Annotated in this window: 11 protein-coding genes and 1 pseudogene; 5 read left to right on the top strand and 7 right to left on the bottom strand. The window is 51.2% G+C overall.

The window, feature by feature from the left end; translation table 11 throughout:
* The first annotated feature begins 70 nt into the window (after window positions 1-70).
* Window positions 71-3,016 carry an Ig-like domain-containing protein gene (locus DHf2319_RS00060; RefSeq protein WP_243478790.1) on the top strand — a complete coding sequence of 982 codons (2,946 nt, stop codon included), beginning with the start codon at window positions 71-73 and terminating at the stop codon, window positions 3,014-3,016.
* A 98-nt stretch (window positions 3,017-3,114) separates the two neighbouring features.
* Here DHf2319_RS00060 and DHf2319_RS00055 read toward each other — a convergent pair whose 3' ends face one another.
* Together DHf2319_RS00055 and DHf2319_RS00050 are read right to left on the bottom strand one after the other, a co-directional pair.
* A complete protein-coding gene (locus DHf2319_RS00055) occupies window positions 3,115-3,855 on the bottom strand; it encodes a response regulator transcription factor (protein WP_243478789.1) in 741 nt (246 codons plus the stop codon).
* Window positions 3,848-5,644: a sensor histidine kinase gene (locus tag DHf2319_RS00050; protein ID WP_243478788.1), complete on the bottom strand. Its 1,797-nt coding sequence runs from the start codon at window positions 5,642-5,644 to the stop codon at window positions 3,848-3,850. Before DHf2319_RS00050 ends, DHf2319_RS00055 begins: the two co-directional genes overlap by 8 nt.
* 364 nt (window positions 5,645-6,008) lie before the next feature.
* Between DHf2319_RS00050 and DHf2319_RS00045 the strand changes: the two genes are divergently transcribed.
* Window positions 6,009-9,638, top strand: coding sequence for a DUF4214 domain-containing protein (locus DHf2319_RS00045; protein ID WP_243478787.1), 3,630 nt, complete (start codon window positions 6,009-6,011; stop codon window positions 9,636-9,638).
* Window positions 9,639-9,786: 148 nt separating this feature from the next.
* Window positions 9,787-10,716 (top strand): hypothetical protein, encoded by a 930-nt coding sequence (locus tag DHf2319_RS00040; protein ID WP_243478786.1) that lies wholly within the window; start codon window positions 9,787-9,789, stop codon window positions 10,714-10,716.
* Window positions 10,717-10,780: 64 nt separating this feature from the next.
* Here the strand turns inward: DHf2319_RS00040 and DHf2319_RS00035 are convergent.
* From DHf2319_RS00035 to DHf2319_RS00020, 4 genes and pseudogenes are all read right to left on the bottom strand, one after another.
* A pseudogene (locus tag DHf2319_RS00035) lies at window positions 10,781-11,825 on the bottom strand (IS481 family transposase).
* Between the two features lie 324 nt (window positions 11,826-12,149).
* On the bottom strand, window positions 12,150-12,716 hold the full coding sequence (locus DHf2319_RS00030; RefSeq protein ID WP_243478785.1) for a tyrosine-type recombinase/integrase: 567 nt from the start codon (window positions 12,714-12,716) through the stop codon (window positions 12,150-12,152).
* Between the two features lie 157 nt (window positions 12,717-12,873).
* Window positions 12,874-13,011, bottom strand: coding sequence for a hypothetical protein (locus tag DHf2319_RS00025; RefSeq protein ID WP_243478784.1), 138 nt, complete (start codon window positions 13,009-13,011; stop codon window positions 12,874-12,876).
* A gap of 638 nt (window positions 13,012-13,649) precedes the next feature.
* Window positions 13,650-13,994: a hypothetical protein gene (locus DHf2319_RS00020; RefSeq protein ID WP_243478783.1), complete on the bottom strand. Its 345-nt coding sequence runs from the start codon at window positions 13,992-13,994 to the stop codon at window positions 13,650-13,652.
* Between the two features lie 145 nt (window positions 13,995-14,139).
* On the opposite strand from DHf2319_RS00020, the gene DHf2319_RS00015 reads away from it, so the two are divergent.
* The gene (locus DHf2319_RS00015; protein WP_243478782.1) at window positions 14,140-14,580 is read left to right on the top strand and encodes a DUF6641 family protein; all 441 of its coding nucleotides are present in this window, start codon (window positions 14,140-14,142) and stop codon (window positions 14,578-14,580) included.
* An 11-nt stretch (window positions 14,581-14,591) separates the two neighbouring features.
* Complete coding sequence (locus DHf2319_RS00010) at window positions 14,592-14,783, top strand: hypothetical protein (RefSeq protein WP_243478781.1); 192 nt, start codon at window positions 14,592-14,594, stop codon at window positions 14,781-14,783.
* 50 nt (window positions 14,784-14,833) lie between these two features.
* On the opposite strand, the gene DHf2319_RS00005 is transcribed toward DHf2319_RS00010, so the two are convergent.
* A complete protein-coding gene (locus DHf2319_RS00005; RefSeq protein ID WP_243478780.1) occupies window positions 14,834-16,039 on the bottom strand; it encodes a site-specific integrase in 1,206 nt (401 codons plus the stop codon).

The following is a 16,039-nucleotide window of genomic DNA, read 5'->3' as shown; positions in this document are numbered from 1 at the left end:
GCTTCGCGCTAGTTGATAAAAGTTCGCACCTCTATCAAACTGGGTAACCCCACCTCTTGGCAAGGCCTAATTGTCAGATCAAATCGAAACTACTTCACTTAATGTGATTGAGTCCATTTACACCAGCCCGGACTATGTTGGGCCTGATGTACCTGGTCTACCAAGGTTTGTCGATCCTGAAACTGAACCGGAAACTCCAGTAGAGTTGCCAATTGTGGTCGTGCCGCAACCCGATTCCGATCCGGTCGCAGATACAACGCCACCCGCAGCACCGAGCCCCCCAGATTTGCTGGCTAGTAGCGACACGGGGTATCTGGATACCGACAACCTGACCAATGACAGCACCCCAACATTTACAGGCACTGCCGAGTCAGGCAGTACAGTCACGCTGTATGCCAATGGTCAAACAGTTGGTACCGGTGTTGTAAATGGTGGTAACTGGAGTATCACGAGCTCAACACTGGCTGATGGGGTTTACACGATCACCGCACAAGCTACGGACGTGGCAGGCAATGTGAGTAGTGTCTCTAGTGGTACTGACGTAACAATCAATACATCTGCCCCAGTCGCAGCGGTCATTAACATGTGGCTAAGCGCAGACACAGGGTTTAGTCCCTCTGATTTTGTGACGAATACGGCGTCGCAGACCATTAACGGATTGTTGACACAGGCACTGGATGCAGATGAGACGGTACAAGTGTCTGTGGACAATGGTGCCACGTGGTCTACAGCGACAGTTTCCAATACCAACTGGACGGTGGCAAACCAAACACTGGTTGGATCAAACACAGCAGTCGCAAGAGTAGTGGATGCAGCAGGCAATGTCAGCACCGCCTATAGCCGAAATTATGTGCTTGACCAGACAGCGCCTACGATCTCCAGTTTCGGAGTCGCTGGTGAGGAGATGCTCTCGTTTGTGAGTTCGGAAGATGGGACGGCTGGGCTTTTGCCGATCCCAGGGCAAGATCCGTTTTACCTTGCGATACCGCCGATTACTGCCAATCAGCTGGTCACGATGGAGTTAAGTTGGGCTGTCAATGTGTTGCCAGAGTACTTGGAAGTGCGAGATATCGCGGGGAACTATTCGAACAGCAGCGAAACTATCTTCCGCGGATCACCCAGCGGTGACGTAGTGACTGGGACAGCTGGTGTCGATTTTATGTTTGGGTTCGAAGGCAACGATAGCCTGTCAGGTGGTGTTGGTAATGATGTCTTGCAGGGTGGGAGTGGTGCGGATACATTAACCGGTGGTTCGGGCGCAGATACCCTGACCGGTGGAGCAGATGACGATGTATTTATCTACGCTAGCATTGCCGAGCTGTTTTCTGGTGGTGCGCTTGTCGATAGCATCGTGGGCGGTGATGGCACCGACACCATCGAAATCAATGGGCTACTTGGCTTCACGATATCAGCAACAGATTCATTTAGCCGTGCAAACTCAATCGAGACGATAACCATCAGTGGGCAAGACCATGAATACAACATGTCTTTAACGCTGAATGCCGACGCGTTCGCCGCTGGTGTGCGCACGATTTCATTCGCGGCTGATGAGAACAGCATGGCGCAAAACCTCATAGATGCATCTCGGGCGAATTCGACGCAGCATCTAGAATTGGTGGGATCTGCGAGTCCAGACGCCATCACAGCAGGAGCAGGAAACGACACCATTACAGGGGGTGAAGGTAACGACCAGATCAACCCGGGATCTGGAACGAACATCATTTATTCAGGTGATGGTCGAGATGTGATTACTGTAAATACGCTATCAACCAATACGATTCATTTGCTTAAGGGGTTGGACACCAATCTTACGACCGTGGCAATTAGTGGGGGGGCCTTGGATCGCACCACCACCATTAGCGCTGGTACGGCAACAACAGATATGCGAGCCGTCGTCACCGGGCAAATTGGTGCGATGATGACTGGCGCAGCTTCTGGCCCAGGGGCTACCGTCAACTTCACTGCTGGTGATGGGGCAGATAGCATCGTAGGCACGGCTGGTGCAGATACATTGAGTGGTGGTGGTGGTGATGACACCATCGCTGGTAGTGCCGGGGGAGATATATATTTTCTTGGGGCGGGTGCCGATACGATTGTGATTAACGCAGTAGCAAACGTCTCCAGTGACTCTACCTCGACAGCGTCAGACGAAATCTACGATTTTGGTGATGGTGCTGATCTCGTGCGAGTCAACATCACGAATCTTGATGCTTTTGACGGTGGTGGTGGCGTAGGAAGCTGGGGGCATTATGTGGTTACCGAGCCTACCTCCATGTCGTGGAGCTCTTTGAAAATCTCCCCAACAGGTACGCTTAATGCTGGGGATAGTTCCACCGATATTGTGATGAGGGTTTTTTCCAGCACCACTGTTAGTGCTAACGACCTGTTCCAAACGCTTGCTTACGACCTCACGGGGACTGCTGGCGACAATCTGTTGACAGGCTATGACAATAGCGACACCATTGCGGGCGGGGATGGCAATGACACCATCACGGGTGGTGCGGGTGCGGATTGGCTGTCTGGTGGAGAAGGTAATGACCAGTTCCAGTTCACCCAAGTTACTCAATTCGCGGTTGGGGAAACGATTGAGGGAGGTGGCGGTGTGGACGTCCTAGAGTTTTCTCAGGCAGGTTCAATTTCTTTTGTCGGCAGAGACGTCACAGGCATCGAAATGCTATCGGTCTTAGCTGGAGGCTTAAATTCAGTGATACTCACTCAGGGGACTGGCTTAGCTGAGGTTACTGGATTCGATCGAGAAGACTCACAGTTTTATTTGACGAAGCACCTGGTGCCGTTTAACGCTGTCAAAGTTAATTCGACATCGGATGTAAGTACCCCAGGGCAGTGGACAACTGCAAAGCAAGGTACGGATTTTGTGGTGACTTATTGGGATGAAGTCTTGGGTCAGGCCATCAATCTAGTGCTGGACGGCGTGTACAACATCAGTCTGTTTGATCCCTCTATCAGCTCACAAAGCGGTGACTTAGCACTTCAGTATCAATACGTCGGCGCATGACCGTCTGGATCAAAACTACCCCTTTAGTTGCAGTAGTCGTTTGTAGTCCTAAGTGTTGCGTTGATCGGTGATGTCGATGACATCGATGGTCTCGTTTCCTAAGCCTTCGAGCCGGGGTCTGGTAGAACGTTTACCGGGATGCACAATTGATAGCCCTCACCACGAACCGAGCGGATTAATGTTGGTTCGTTCTGTGCGAGTTGAGCGAATTTCTTGCGCAGGCGGCTGATTTTGTTTTCTAGGGCACGACGGGTGATGACTTCACTGGTATCCCGATTTGAGTTGTTCTCTACCGTCAAAGCACACAGGTCGTCAGCACTCATTTGGTGTTTAGGGGCGCGTGCGAGTAGCGCAACAATGCTGCTTTCAACCGCAAGCAATTGGACCGTGATGGTGCCATTGGCATTGAGCAGGAGATGACGAATGGGATCAAGTTGCCAGCTGTCGGTTGTTTGCGTGGGCTTAACCCGGCGGGCCAGGCTTCTAATGGCCGCTAACAGTTCGTCGGGTGGGCATGGCTTGGGGATGTAGATGTCAGCGCCTTGTTCGTAGCTGCCAATTCGGTCCAGGGGTGCCGTGCGAGCTGACAATATGATGATGCCAAGCTCAGGATAGTCTTCTCGATAGCGTTGTGCAATTTCAAAACCGCTTTCACCTGGCAGGTTTAAATCCAAAATCACAATATCTATCGTGGTTTCTTGCACGATGTCGTCTAATGCAGTGCCACTGACAAGTTCATGGACGGTATGACCCATGCCTTGAAGGAAGTGTCCAAGTTCTTCACGCAGAATCACATCGTCTTCAACAATGGCAATTGATAAGGGAGGTGTGTCAGGCATCGCTAGTTGTCTCCGGCAGTTCAATGCGAAACACAACGTGCTCAGTGTCGTGTTCGTAGGTAATGCGACCATTTAAAAGTTTGGTGAGTGCTTTCACCAGATATAGCCCAACACCCGACCCTGCTTTGTCGCGTGCTGATGGATGGCGATAGAAACGAGCAAATACTTGGGCTTTGTCGGGAAAACCGTGGCTGCCAATTTGGTTCTTGACTTCAATGACTAGGCGTGATGTTTCGTTGGTCGCCGACTGCGTCATTGACACTTTGATCTCGCTATTCGGTGCAGAGTATTTAAGTGCATTCTCTATCAAATTAGAGACCATCATCTGAAAAAACTGCGGGTCAGTAGCAAACGTATCTGAACCTGAGAAATGGAGCGATACTCGGTCACCTTCGGCAAATCGTTCGATGATGTTCGACATGACGTTGCGCAGGTTGACAGTCTCTGGGCTGAATGGCAGTGCGCTGTGATCAAGCTGATTCATGAGGTTACAGCGCTCAAGCACTAAATCCATGCTGCGCACTGATTGATCGATATTTTTAAGGCGACGCTTTACAGGACTGTCGCTGTCCTTAAACGCGTTGGACAGCGAACCCATGGCCATGCTGATGCTAGCCAATGGATTTTTAAGCTCATGTGTCAACATGTCGATCATCAGCTTTCTTTCTTCACGCAGTCTTTGTTCGAACTCCAAGCCAAGTCGCATGGTCAGGTTTTCTTCTTCGGCTACGGCAAGCTGAGTGACTGTTTCTCGATAGTGAAACATCACTAATGCGAGCAACACAATTGGATTGACGTAATCGACCAATCTAGATAACTGAATGGGTAGGCGTGGATTGTCGCTTGGATAAAGGGTGATCAAGAGTCCTATCCACATCACCAGGGCGCCGAGGCCGTATCCCAGCATCAGTATGCGCCTATACAAGGCTCGGATGTCAGATGTTTCGCGGATAGCCACTAGCTGCATCAATGGTATGAGCGTCACGCCAAACACCAGCATCAACCAATTGCTGATCTCTTTATGCCCCAACCACGACAAGCCGAGCATCAGCAATACGACCACGTAAGCTATGTTGCAGGCTGGGCGATACCAATTAGGGGTCTGGTATGGCAGTAAAAAGGTTTGAGCCAGTAGTACCCAGAGTGCTGGCTTTAGATAGAACAGTGTTGTAAATAGCCATTCGTTAAAGCCGGGTGAGTTAGGCCATAAATAGACGTACATCAAGCCCGATCCCAACAAGATGCTCAGCAACAAACTCAAGATGTTTAAAGCAAACACACCCATGATACGACTACGCGTGGCGATGTATACGGTTGTGCTGATCAATGTCAGCAAGCCTAAGACACCGAGGTGAATGCCTAAACCGATTTGCTGATTCTGCTCTTGGGCAGTGACAGGATCTAGAGATGCTTCGACAAAGCTGTACGGCAGGCCATAGGTCACCATCCTTACGTAGAAAGTGTGCTGGCCAGCGGTGTCTAGATCAAATGCGAAGGTGTAACCGGCAAGTAGTCCGTGTTCGGATGAGTAGGGATATTGTGTGCCAATTGGACCCGCTAAGCCTGCACCTGTTTGCCCATCGTAGATCTCGACTTCTTGTAGTAGGTGGGGCGCAACATGGATGGTTAGTAGACCTGGCCGGTCAACTGTTTGTGCCGTTACCTTGGCCCAACGCGTGCTGGCATAGCGCATTTTTAAGGATAGGTCACCGTAATTACCGTATTGGCACGCCGCCGCTTCTTTGAGTGTCTCTATATCTTGCCCATCGAGGCAATATTGCACCAACACGGTAGGTTTGCTGGGTTCGTTCGCAACAGCTAGCGACAGTGCAAGGCAGAACAGACATAAGCTGCTTAGCACCTGAAGCACAAGTCGTGAATGGCGGATAGCTACCAACAGTATTTCCTAAATCAGGTTGTCGCTCAAATTCAATTGCCCATCTTAATCCGCTCTAACGATAAGAGCATGAGAGTCTATGAGAGGCAAATTGGCGCTTGACTTGCACAATAAACCTAATCGCTAAACGCAATAAGTCGCGGTTGAGAATTAAGAAAAAAATCTACGTCATGCGCGGGAACTATCTGAGAGTGCGGTTGCTCAAAGTGACTATAAGTTACTTATGACAGGCAATCAATAGGATTGAGGTAAAGAGATGTCAACCGAGTTAGAGGTCTATCAGGATCAAGTCGCAAAGCTATACATTGCGTTTTTTGGGCGGGCGCCTGAGGCCGATGGGTTTAATCACTGGGTCGCTGCGCTAACTAATGGGGCAAAGCTAACTGAGCTTGCAGCGACGTTTGCTCAGACAGTGGAGTTTGAGCGGACGTATGGTGATGCGACCGTCAGGGATGCGGTCAGTCGGTTCTACGAGAACACACTGAATCGAGAAGTGGATCCCGATGGCCTTGACTTCTGGGTAGGTAAGGTCAACGAGGGCTACCCTTTCTATGACATTGCCAATGCCATCATCGACACAGCCTTTAAGGGAGGTCCGGATGTCAATCCGCTGGACCAGGCTTTAGTAGAAAACAAAGTCACTGTTGCAAAGTACGTGGCGATCACGCTAGCTAGTAATGATTTTGCGTTAGCCGCAGGCGCACTTGAAGGTGTAACCGCTGACCCGGCATCGGTGCAGATGATCAGGGCTCGGCTTGATGCACTGGCGAACCCTGACGCCAGCAATTCAGACGCTGGTGATTCAAATGCGGGTGGTCAAACAACGGAGCCGCCCGTCAACTCTCAAATCCAGAGCGGCGGAGACGGGGGTGGCGGGGATGGTGGCACCCCAGTGGCACCAGCCCCAATTCAAGGCACGGCTAATGCCGATACGTTAACTGGCACTGACGGTAATGACACGATTATCAGTGGTGGTGGCACTGATGAGATGACCGGTGGTGGTGGCAACGACACGTTTGATGTGAACGCATCGGGCACAGCGACCATTACGGACTTATCGACTGGAGATATTTTAATTGTTCGCAACGGATCAACCGCGATAGCTAACAACGTGTCTGCCTTTGTGGCAACAGCGGCTACCAGGAACGAGGGTGGTAGCGCGACTCTCAATGCTGCAACAACCAGTTCCACGATTAATTTGAATCTGGCTACAGTGACTACGGTAGCTACCAACGGCTACACGCTAAATGGCGGTGACGGTGCAGACAGCCTGACGGGATCTAGTGCAAACGATACGATCAACGGCAATGGTGGTGATGACACTATCACGGGTGGTGCAGGTGCGGATGTCATCAATCCTGGGGCGGGTCGCAATACCGTGTACGCGGGTGATGGACTCGACGTTGTGAGAATTGACAGCGTACTTCCTAATTTTATCTATCTGGGTACAGGCGGTGCGTCAAATCTTACAACAGTAGAGGTAAGCAGTTCCGTTCCGGAACGCGTCACCACAATTATCGCTGGTACGGCTAATGCTGACATGCGTGCAATAGTAACTGGCTCAGTCGGAGTTGCAATGAGTGGAGCAACGGCCGGTCCTGGGGCGAGTGTCAGTTTTACGGGTGGTGATGGAGACGATAGGATTTTCGGGAGCACTGGCAATGATACTTTGCTAGGCGGTGACGGCAACGACGTCATCTCCGGCTTTGGTGGTACCAACACCCTCGATGGAGGTGCCGGTGACGACAGCCTGACGTCGGAAGGCAGTGGCGATACGCTTACGGGCGGGTTAGGTGCAGATACATTCTCAGTCTCTGGCCAATCCGCCACCATTACCGATCTTGGTGATGGTGCTGATATCTTGCTGGCATATGGATCTGCGGTTGTGAATGCCGCTGTCGTGGATGACTACACGTCAACGGTCTCTAACGTAAACACGAGCGTTGGTGCCGTCACTTTATCAGGCGACTTCAACATCGATATGAGCATTGGATCCGACGATAGCATCACAGGCTATCATTTGATTGGTGGCGCAAGTGCAAATACGTTAATTGGATCTAGATTTGCGGATACCATTACGGGTGGTGCAGGTGCGGATTCGCTGACTGGTGGGGCGGGACAAGACTTATTGATCGCCGACGACACCGACACGATCGACGGTGGTGACGATACTGACACGGCAGTATTTACGGCAGCTGTTTCGGCAGCGAATTTGCTGGACGCAGATTTGGTGAACGTTGAGAATGTGGGTGTGAGAGGTGCCTACACCTTCGACTTTAGCGCTCAAACTGAAGCACTGAATATTACGGGTAGTTCAGGTATAGGCGATGATGCTGCTAAGACCATCGTTGGCGGTACCGGGAATGACACCATCCTCGGCGGCTCTGGAAATGACGTCATCATTGGTGGTGCGGGCGATGACACCATTGCGGGTGGTGCAGGTGCGGATAGGCTGACTGGTGGGGCTGGTGACAATGTCATCACCGATGCTGGCGTTGGTGCGGACATTATTACCCACAACGCTGCAAATTCGACAGTAGAAATCGAAGTGACGGGATCGGATTGGATCAACGTAGCAGCTCTGGAAGATGGTGCCACCGTAACGGCTGGTGGTGACACTGCGACTAATCGACGTGTCGATGGCTCAACTTCGACTGCCTCCGTAACCATTGATGGAGGTGCACTAACGACTGGTGAAGGCAGTTACATCACCGGTTCTGGTGCAGATACGATTGATGGTGGCGGCGGTGATGACTACATTGAAGCCGGAGCTGGTAACGACACAATTGATAGTGGCGGAGGTGATGACTACATTGATGCAGGGGGTGGTGACGACACAATTAATGGTGGTGATGGCGCTGACGAAATTTATGGAATGGCGGGTAGCGACAGAATTGATGGAGGTGATGGCGCTGACAAAATTTATGGTGGGGTGGGTGTTGATACGCTAACTGGTGGGGCTGGCAACGATATCTTTTATTTCGAGCGTATCGATGCAACGTCGGGAGACAGTCCTGACCAGGCAAAAGACTCGATCACCGACTTCGGTAATGGAACAGACCAAATACGCATCATTGATAATACTGGTCTATTGACTGGGATTGACTTAACCAGCAGCGATGTTACTCTCGTGTTCCCTCACAGCACTGGGCCGACTGGTGAGCTGAGGGTGAATCATCAAAATACCTCTTCCCCTTTTGTAACCGTCATTAAGGTGACTACACACGATGGTACAGTCTTGGCCATTGACGAACGTCACATCAGTTTGGATGTAACACTGGCGAATGGTGGTAACAGAACTGCAGTAGGTGGTGACTTAGGAGACACCATTGCGGGGGGCAATGGCAATGACACTATTAGGGGCGGTGGTGGCGACGATTTGTTCTTTGGATTTGAGGGCGATGACACCCTCTATGGTGACGCCGGAAACGACCGAATTTTTGGCAGCGATGGCAACGACACCATCATTGGCGGCGCGGGTGCCGATTTTCTAATGGGTAACAATGGGGCTGATACTTTTGTGTACGCAGACGGTGCAACTGGCATCACACTTGCTACGGCAGACACAATCCTTGACTTTGCTACTGGCATAGACAAAATTAAAACTAATGTCGCTGGCTTGACATCGGCAGACGTCACTATCGCTGACGGAACTTTGATAACCAGCCTAGAGGAATTCGTCTCGGATGCGGAAAGGGCTTTCCACGTGTCAAACAGTGGTGATTCTGTGTATGTGGCATGGAACGTTGCGAATATTTCCGAAGGCAACGCATTGGTAGCAATCGATCAGAACGGTAATGACATATTTGATAATAACGACTCATTAATTATTCTTTCGGGCATCAATCAAAGCACGGGGATTGCTCAGGCGGACTTTATTGCCTAAACACCCTTCAACCCACAAAACATCGTGGGTTAGTTAGTCAGGCCCCGACTCAAAAGGCGGGGTTTTTATTGTCCGTGAGTCTTGGCGCTACAGTCTGCGCATGAACCTGTTTGAACGACTGGAGAGGTTGGAGTAGCGCATCACTGAATTGCATGCGGGTGCAGAGATCGATGCCAAACACATCAATGTGCTGTTATCACCAGCGCAGCAGCGTGAGTTTGATATGGAGTGGCAGCGGCAACAGACATTACGCAAAGCCAAAAAGCCAGCGGCACTGAACGACTACGAGGCACTGCATCGCCAAGCTGCGGCAGTGTTGGCACGCTGTGTGGCAGCAGAGGTAAATACCAAGACACAACAGCGAGCACTGGAGAAACTGCACTCAAGACTGTGGGCGGCTATCACGGCAGCGCAGGCTGAAGTGCAGCGTGTGGTTAATGAGCAGTCAAGCCATGCACATTGGCTGGACAGGGCTGTGGCACACAGGCTGTCTGAAATCAATTTAGACGGTGGCACTGGCGCAAACGAACTGCGCGGCATCACCGCACAACTCACTACCCAGTTTGATTTGCTGCCCGTATTAGTCACCAGCCGCAGCGCACACAGGCGTGTGAGTGTGGAAGAACGCTTTGGCTGGAAAACCAAGCGTGAGATTCGTCTTGAATTGTTAGAGGCGCAACGTGCGCAGCTCCATGACAATCTGCTTGAGGAGCTGGAGCGTGAGCAGCATCGACGTGAAGTGCGGGCAGCCCGTGTGTATCTAGACGCTTACTTTGCTGCAGACGAAGGCACCAATCCGCACAGTGCAGCCAATGCGGCACTACAGCGCCATGGGTTTGCACGCGAAGATGCGCTGCGAGACAGTGGTGTTAGCGCAAGAGACAGACGAGTGCGTGAGATGGAAGAACAGCTGCTTAAGGGCTTTGAGTCCGAACTGGACGCTTATGAACGGGAACAGCTGGAAATGGCGAGGGAGTTGGAATCGCAGCAGGCAGTGGGCAGGGGCAGGAGCAAGCAGGGCAAAAATGGCAAAAATGACATAAAAAGGGGCAAAAAGAACGGAAAGGATAGGGTTTAGCTGTAGTAGTCGCGACTTGATCTGACAGATCCCCAGTTTGCGGTGCCTGTATGTCAGATCAAGTTCAGTGATTCAGTTGGTTGATTTTATCCTCCCACGCTGGTTTGCCAGCAATTAATGTTTCCATCGGTGTTCGACCACAGCACATCTTGCCTTGATGAGTTCGGTCATGGTTGTAGTAATGCAGCCACTCGTCCAGATCAGCCTGCAGCTCTTCGATGGACCGATAGATTTTTCGTCTGAAGGCGACCTGATAAAACTCCTGCAGAATCGTCTTGTGAAACCGTTCACAGATGCCATTGGTCTGAGGGTGCATGACCTTGGTCTTGGTGTGCTCGATGTCATTGAGCGCCAAGTACAGCTGGTAATCATGAGTTTCGGCCTTGCCGCAGAATTCTGTCCCACGGTCTGTCAGGATCCTCAGAACACCCATCTGCTGTTCTGCAAAGAACGGCAGCACACGGTCGTTCAATAGGTCTGCAGCGGTAATCGGTGTCTTGGTGCAGTACAGCTTCGCAGTCGCCCACTTGGAGTAGGTATCGACAAAGGTCTGATTGGTAGATACGACCCACGCCCTTGATGGTACCCACATAGAACGTATCTTGGCTGCCTAGGTAACCGGGGTGCTCAGTCTCAATCTCTCCGTGGGCGACGTCGTCTTCTTGCTTTTTCTCGAGTGCTGCGACCTGAGCTTCGGTCAAGACTTCGCCCGTGGCTGCTACATGTTTCTCTAACGAAATCAGGCGCTTCTTGAATGATTCGAGGTCATGACGTAACCAAACCGACCTCACGCCAGATGGCGAAACAAAGACACCTCGCTTACGCAGCTCGTTAGAGACACGGACTTGGCCAAAGGCGGGCTGCTCCAGGGCAAAGGCCACCACGGCAGATTCAATGCTTTGCTCAATACGATTTCGCAAGTTTGGCTTCTTGCGGTTGGCATCGAGCAAAGCTTCTACACCGCCTTCAGCAACGGCTGCTTGGTATCGGTAGAAGGTGTCTCGGGAAAAGCCCATCACCTTGCAGGCGCGAGATACGTTTCCAAGCTCGGCAGCCAAGTTCAACAGGCCGACCTTGTGTTTGATGACATTTTGGTTAACACTACTCATGGGGTTACTCCATTGCGCTTCGCGCTAGTTGATAAAAGTTCGCACCTCTATCAAACTGGGTAACCCCACCTCTTGGCAAGGCCTAATTGTCAGATCAAATCGAAACTACTTCAGTTTAGCGCAGTGCGGGGTTTTTTGCGCAGACATCCTGTCCTAAAACCCAGCAGCAGCAAAAACCCTCTCAATAGTGTGGGAATTGCCTGTCTCGTCAAAAAACCCTGCAGTGCCAAAAACAGCCTCTCTCGCTAGCGTGGCTGCGCACTGCGCACCGTCCTGTCCATTTAACTCGCCTGTTCTTTCTGTTCTTTCTGTCTGCGCTTCTACCTAAGCTAGCTGCACTGCAGCACGTTTCATCTCGTCGTTTACATCAATATAGGCTTGCGTAACCGCTATTGAGCGATGTCCAGCTAGGCTTGCCAATACCCGCACACCAATGCCTTTGCTGGCAAGCGTGGTGATAAACGTCCTGCGTCCGCTGTGGCTACTGGCACCCGCGATGCCTGCCTTTTTGTATGTCCAATGAAACCATTGCGTGAGTGTGTTCGCTGTCCATCCTGCTGCCTTCTCTGTGTAAAACAGCGGCTGGGTGGGTTGCTTGATGCGCCGGGTATTGAGATACGCCGCCAACTCCTCGCGCAGTTTGTCATTTAAAAACACCACCCTGCCATGCTTGCCCTTGGTTTGCGCAGCCGCTAATCGCACTTCTGTCTTTATGCTGCCATCGCTGTTTTGCACATCACTCACCTTCAATGCTGCAATCTCACCCACCCGCATCCCACTCCACAAGCTGGTGAGCAGCAGTGCGCGATTGCGCTGTGGGTAGCGAGTGCTGGCTGCGTAGCGCAGCACCTGTTCGACTTCGGATTGAGTGAGTGTTTTTGCCTGTGCCATTGTGTTTTGCTCCTGTGCTATCAATGAATTGATGCGTATAAGTGTGTTTTCATTTCTGTGTTTTTCCTACCAGAATCTGCTCTCATAAAAGCCTTCCACAAATCAACGACATAGCGTGGTGCGATAAGCTTTTGTGTATTTCCTTTTCTCGCAGTATTTATGCCGCAGCAGCTGCGCTCGCTGCATAAAATGCGTCTTTGCGCTGTTTTAGCCAGCCGTCGCTACCCGCACAACCACTAGCGCCTAAACGCGCGCTGTAGCGTGTTGTGTGCGCTGCTTGAGCGTCAATTTTCATGACGCTTACATACACAATTCAGTGCACAAAACCCAGCCCGCATCTGGGTTATGCGCGATGGGTATGTTGTGGCTGATATGCCACTGCTGCAGTTTTCTGTTGCGGAGTACTTATGGATTTGGTGTGGTGATTTCTATACCCCACAACCACCACTTGCGTGATGCTGCTTTGTCCTACCGCTTTGTCCTACGGCTTTGTCCTACCGCTTTGTGGCATTGCTTGGTGTAGTGTTGAGCCGAACTTGCGTTCGCCTGCTCTTCGCTCTTCGCTCATCGCCACTTTTTTTCTTTGAACAACAGCAGTTGTGATTGATATTGAATGGCTCATTTAGATTAGATTGGACGCACGACGGCTATAGCACGAGAAACATAGTCGTGCCATAGTCGCCGTGTCGCGTAGTCTCATTTGAGTTGAGTTGTTACTACACGAATATAGAAGAGTTTGGTGGAAGACGAATGGATTGAAACTTCCAAAGCCCAGTGCGCAGCGCACACCAGTAAAACTCTGCGGCTCACTTATTGCTTCAGTGTCCTCTATATCCAACACTGAATAAGTGCAGGCTCATTAGCCGTCATATTACAACCTGCGTTTTTGCCCTTTGTTTGTGGCAGTGGCTTATCTGCGCTTGTATCCTGTGCCTAAACAGTTGTTGCGTGCGTTGCTGTGCCTGTGTGCGTTTGATTGCGTGCAATGTGCCTGCGATGTTTCTTAAACAGTTGCCGATAAATTTTCTTGCTGAGATTCAAAACTGCGTAGCATTGTGTGTTGGTGATGCCTTGGCGTAGCCTGCGATTGTGGATTACTTCGATGTACGTGCGTAGCAGCTGCACCTGTTCAGGATTGAGCAGATTACGGTGATGGGCAACCAGCTCATGTGCTGCCTGCCAAGCCTGTACGTGCAGCAGTGGCAAAGCTGCAAAAAGCTCTTCATTGAGTCCCTGTTGTGCTAGCCACAGCTGTAAAGGTGTTTGTGTTTTACGCATACATTTATTTATGCAAAAGAAAAGAAATGCCATAAAAAATGGTTCTTCTCTTTTCGAAGATGTGCGTGCCTGTTGTCCTATCCAGCGTCTGATTGCACAGTAAAGGCTGTGTTCTACAACCCTTGTCCTAAATAGGAGACAGTCCATGACAGCACTCGCAAACCTCAAACTCACCAATACACGCAAACCCACACAGCAGCCTGCTATCGTGCAGTGTCGCAATAAGTTGGCAAAGCGCATCTGGGAGCAAATGGAGCTGGCTCGCGCACAGGCGCAGGGCAATACCTACACCAGCAAACAACTCAAAAGCATCGTGAGCACTGAAGGTGTGCGTAAAACTGTGGAGGTACAAAAAAGGGTAAAACCTTGGTGGTTTGAATCCGACAATGGCAAAGTCTGTGTGCATATTCGTTATGGCAGCAAGGTGGTGGAGCTGGCAAAGGGCAAAGTCACCGTGGAGCTGGCAAGCCGCGAAGAACTCGTACCCACGCTGGACATCATCAAATCCGCTGTCATCAGTGGCGAGCTGGATGCGCAGATTGAAGCGGTGAGTGGGCAACTGCGTGCTGGCTTTGTGCGCAGGTAATAAATACCTGTATGCGCTACATTGAGTTCTCTGCAAAAAAGCCCACAACTGCTAAAACACCTTCCCAGCTGCGTATCCATGCACTGCAGAAGAATATTGAGCAGCAGCGGCGTGCACTGGCAGTAGAGCGCGAACGACAGCGGCGTGCAAAGGAGCTTGAGCGACAACAGCAAGCGTCTGTGCGCTTAAGAGCCAAGGGCTAATGTTGGAAATCGACGCAAAAGAACACGGTTTTGACGGTTGCAGGGTTTTTCTACGACACCTTACGCTCGGTGACGGCAGGCATAGTAGAAATACCCTCGGCACCCGCAGTGCTGCACACATAGTCCTGCGCCAAGCTCACGGCTCGCAGCAGCGACGTTTGATTGAGGTGACTGTAGCGTTGCGTCATCTTTGCGCTGCTGTGTCCGAGAAGCTTTTGTACCTCATACAAGCTGCATCCCGCGTTGACTAAAAAGCTGGCAAAGCTGTGGCGCAAATCATGTACCCGCACATCTGCCAACCCCGCTTCTTTGCGAGCACTGTGCCATGAGTAGTAGATAGAAACGTAAGGCTGATGTGTGTTCGGATTGGCGAACACATAAAGGCAGTTGGAACGACGCGGAATGCTACGCAGCAAGGCCAGTGCGGCATCACTTAAGGGCACGTGACGTTCGGTTCCCGCTTTGGTATAGGGAATGCGCCAAAATCGGCGCTCTGTGTCAAAGTCTGCCCAGCGTGCATCTAACACTTCTCGTTTGCGTGCGCCTGTGAGCAGCAGCATGGGGATGATGAAGCGCAGCATAGGATTGCGCGAACGGTTGATGGCGTTTAATAGTCGTTGCGTTTCTTCCTTGTTGAGGTAGCGCTCGCGGTGATTCTCAATGCGTGGCAAATCGTAGCCGCTAGTGGGATTTTGTTTGATGCCACCCACATTCCAGCGCACTGCGAGATTGAACATGTAACGCACCAGAACGAAGAGGCGATAGGCGCTGCTGGGTGCTATGCGTTGATTCGCTGTCTGCATCAGAACTATGACTTCGCGCTTGCCCACGCTGTCCATGTGCAGTTCACCAATGCAATCACGTATGTGCGTTTCGTAATAGCTCACATCTGTATCCCAGCTGCGCTTATAGCTTTTGGCATAGGGTAGATACTGCTCGTAAAAAAACTCATCTACTCGTGGACAGCTGCGTGCGGCTTGACGCTCATCTGCGATATCTTCGCCCATTGCTAGTTGCATACGGCGCTTGTCGCATAGCTGCCGCGCTTGTGCTGGTGTGATGTCTCCAGCGTTTGCGAGCTTGAACATGCGCTGTTTGCCGCGTGTGTCCCTGTAGCTGAGATAGTAGGTTTTTCCGCCTGTTGAGCGCACTTCAACTAACAAGCCACGGCACAGAGTGTCGCGCCAAAATGCCCGCCCCAGCTCTTTGGCGCAGGTGAGCTTGTCAATGTTTAGTTTGGTAAAAGGTATCTTCAC

Source organism: Orrella daihaiensis, from assembly GCF_022811525.1.
Lineage (GTDB): Bacteria > Pseudomonadota > Gammaproteobacteria > Burkholderiales > Burkholderiaceae_B > Algicoccus > Algicoccus daihaiensis.
Note: the sequence above shows the minus strand (reverse complement) of the source record. Positions and strands in the feature narration are given on the sequence as shown.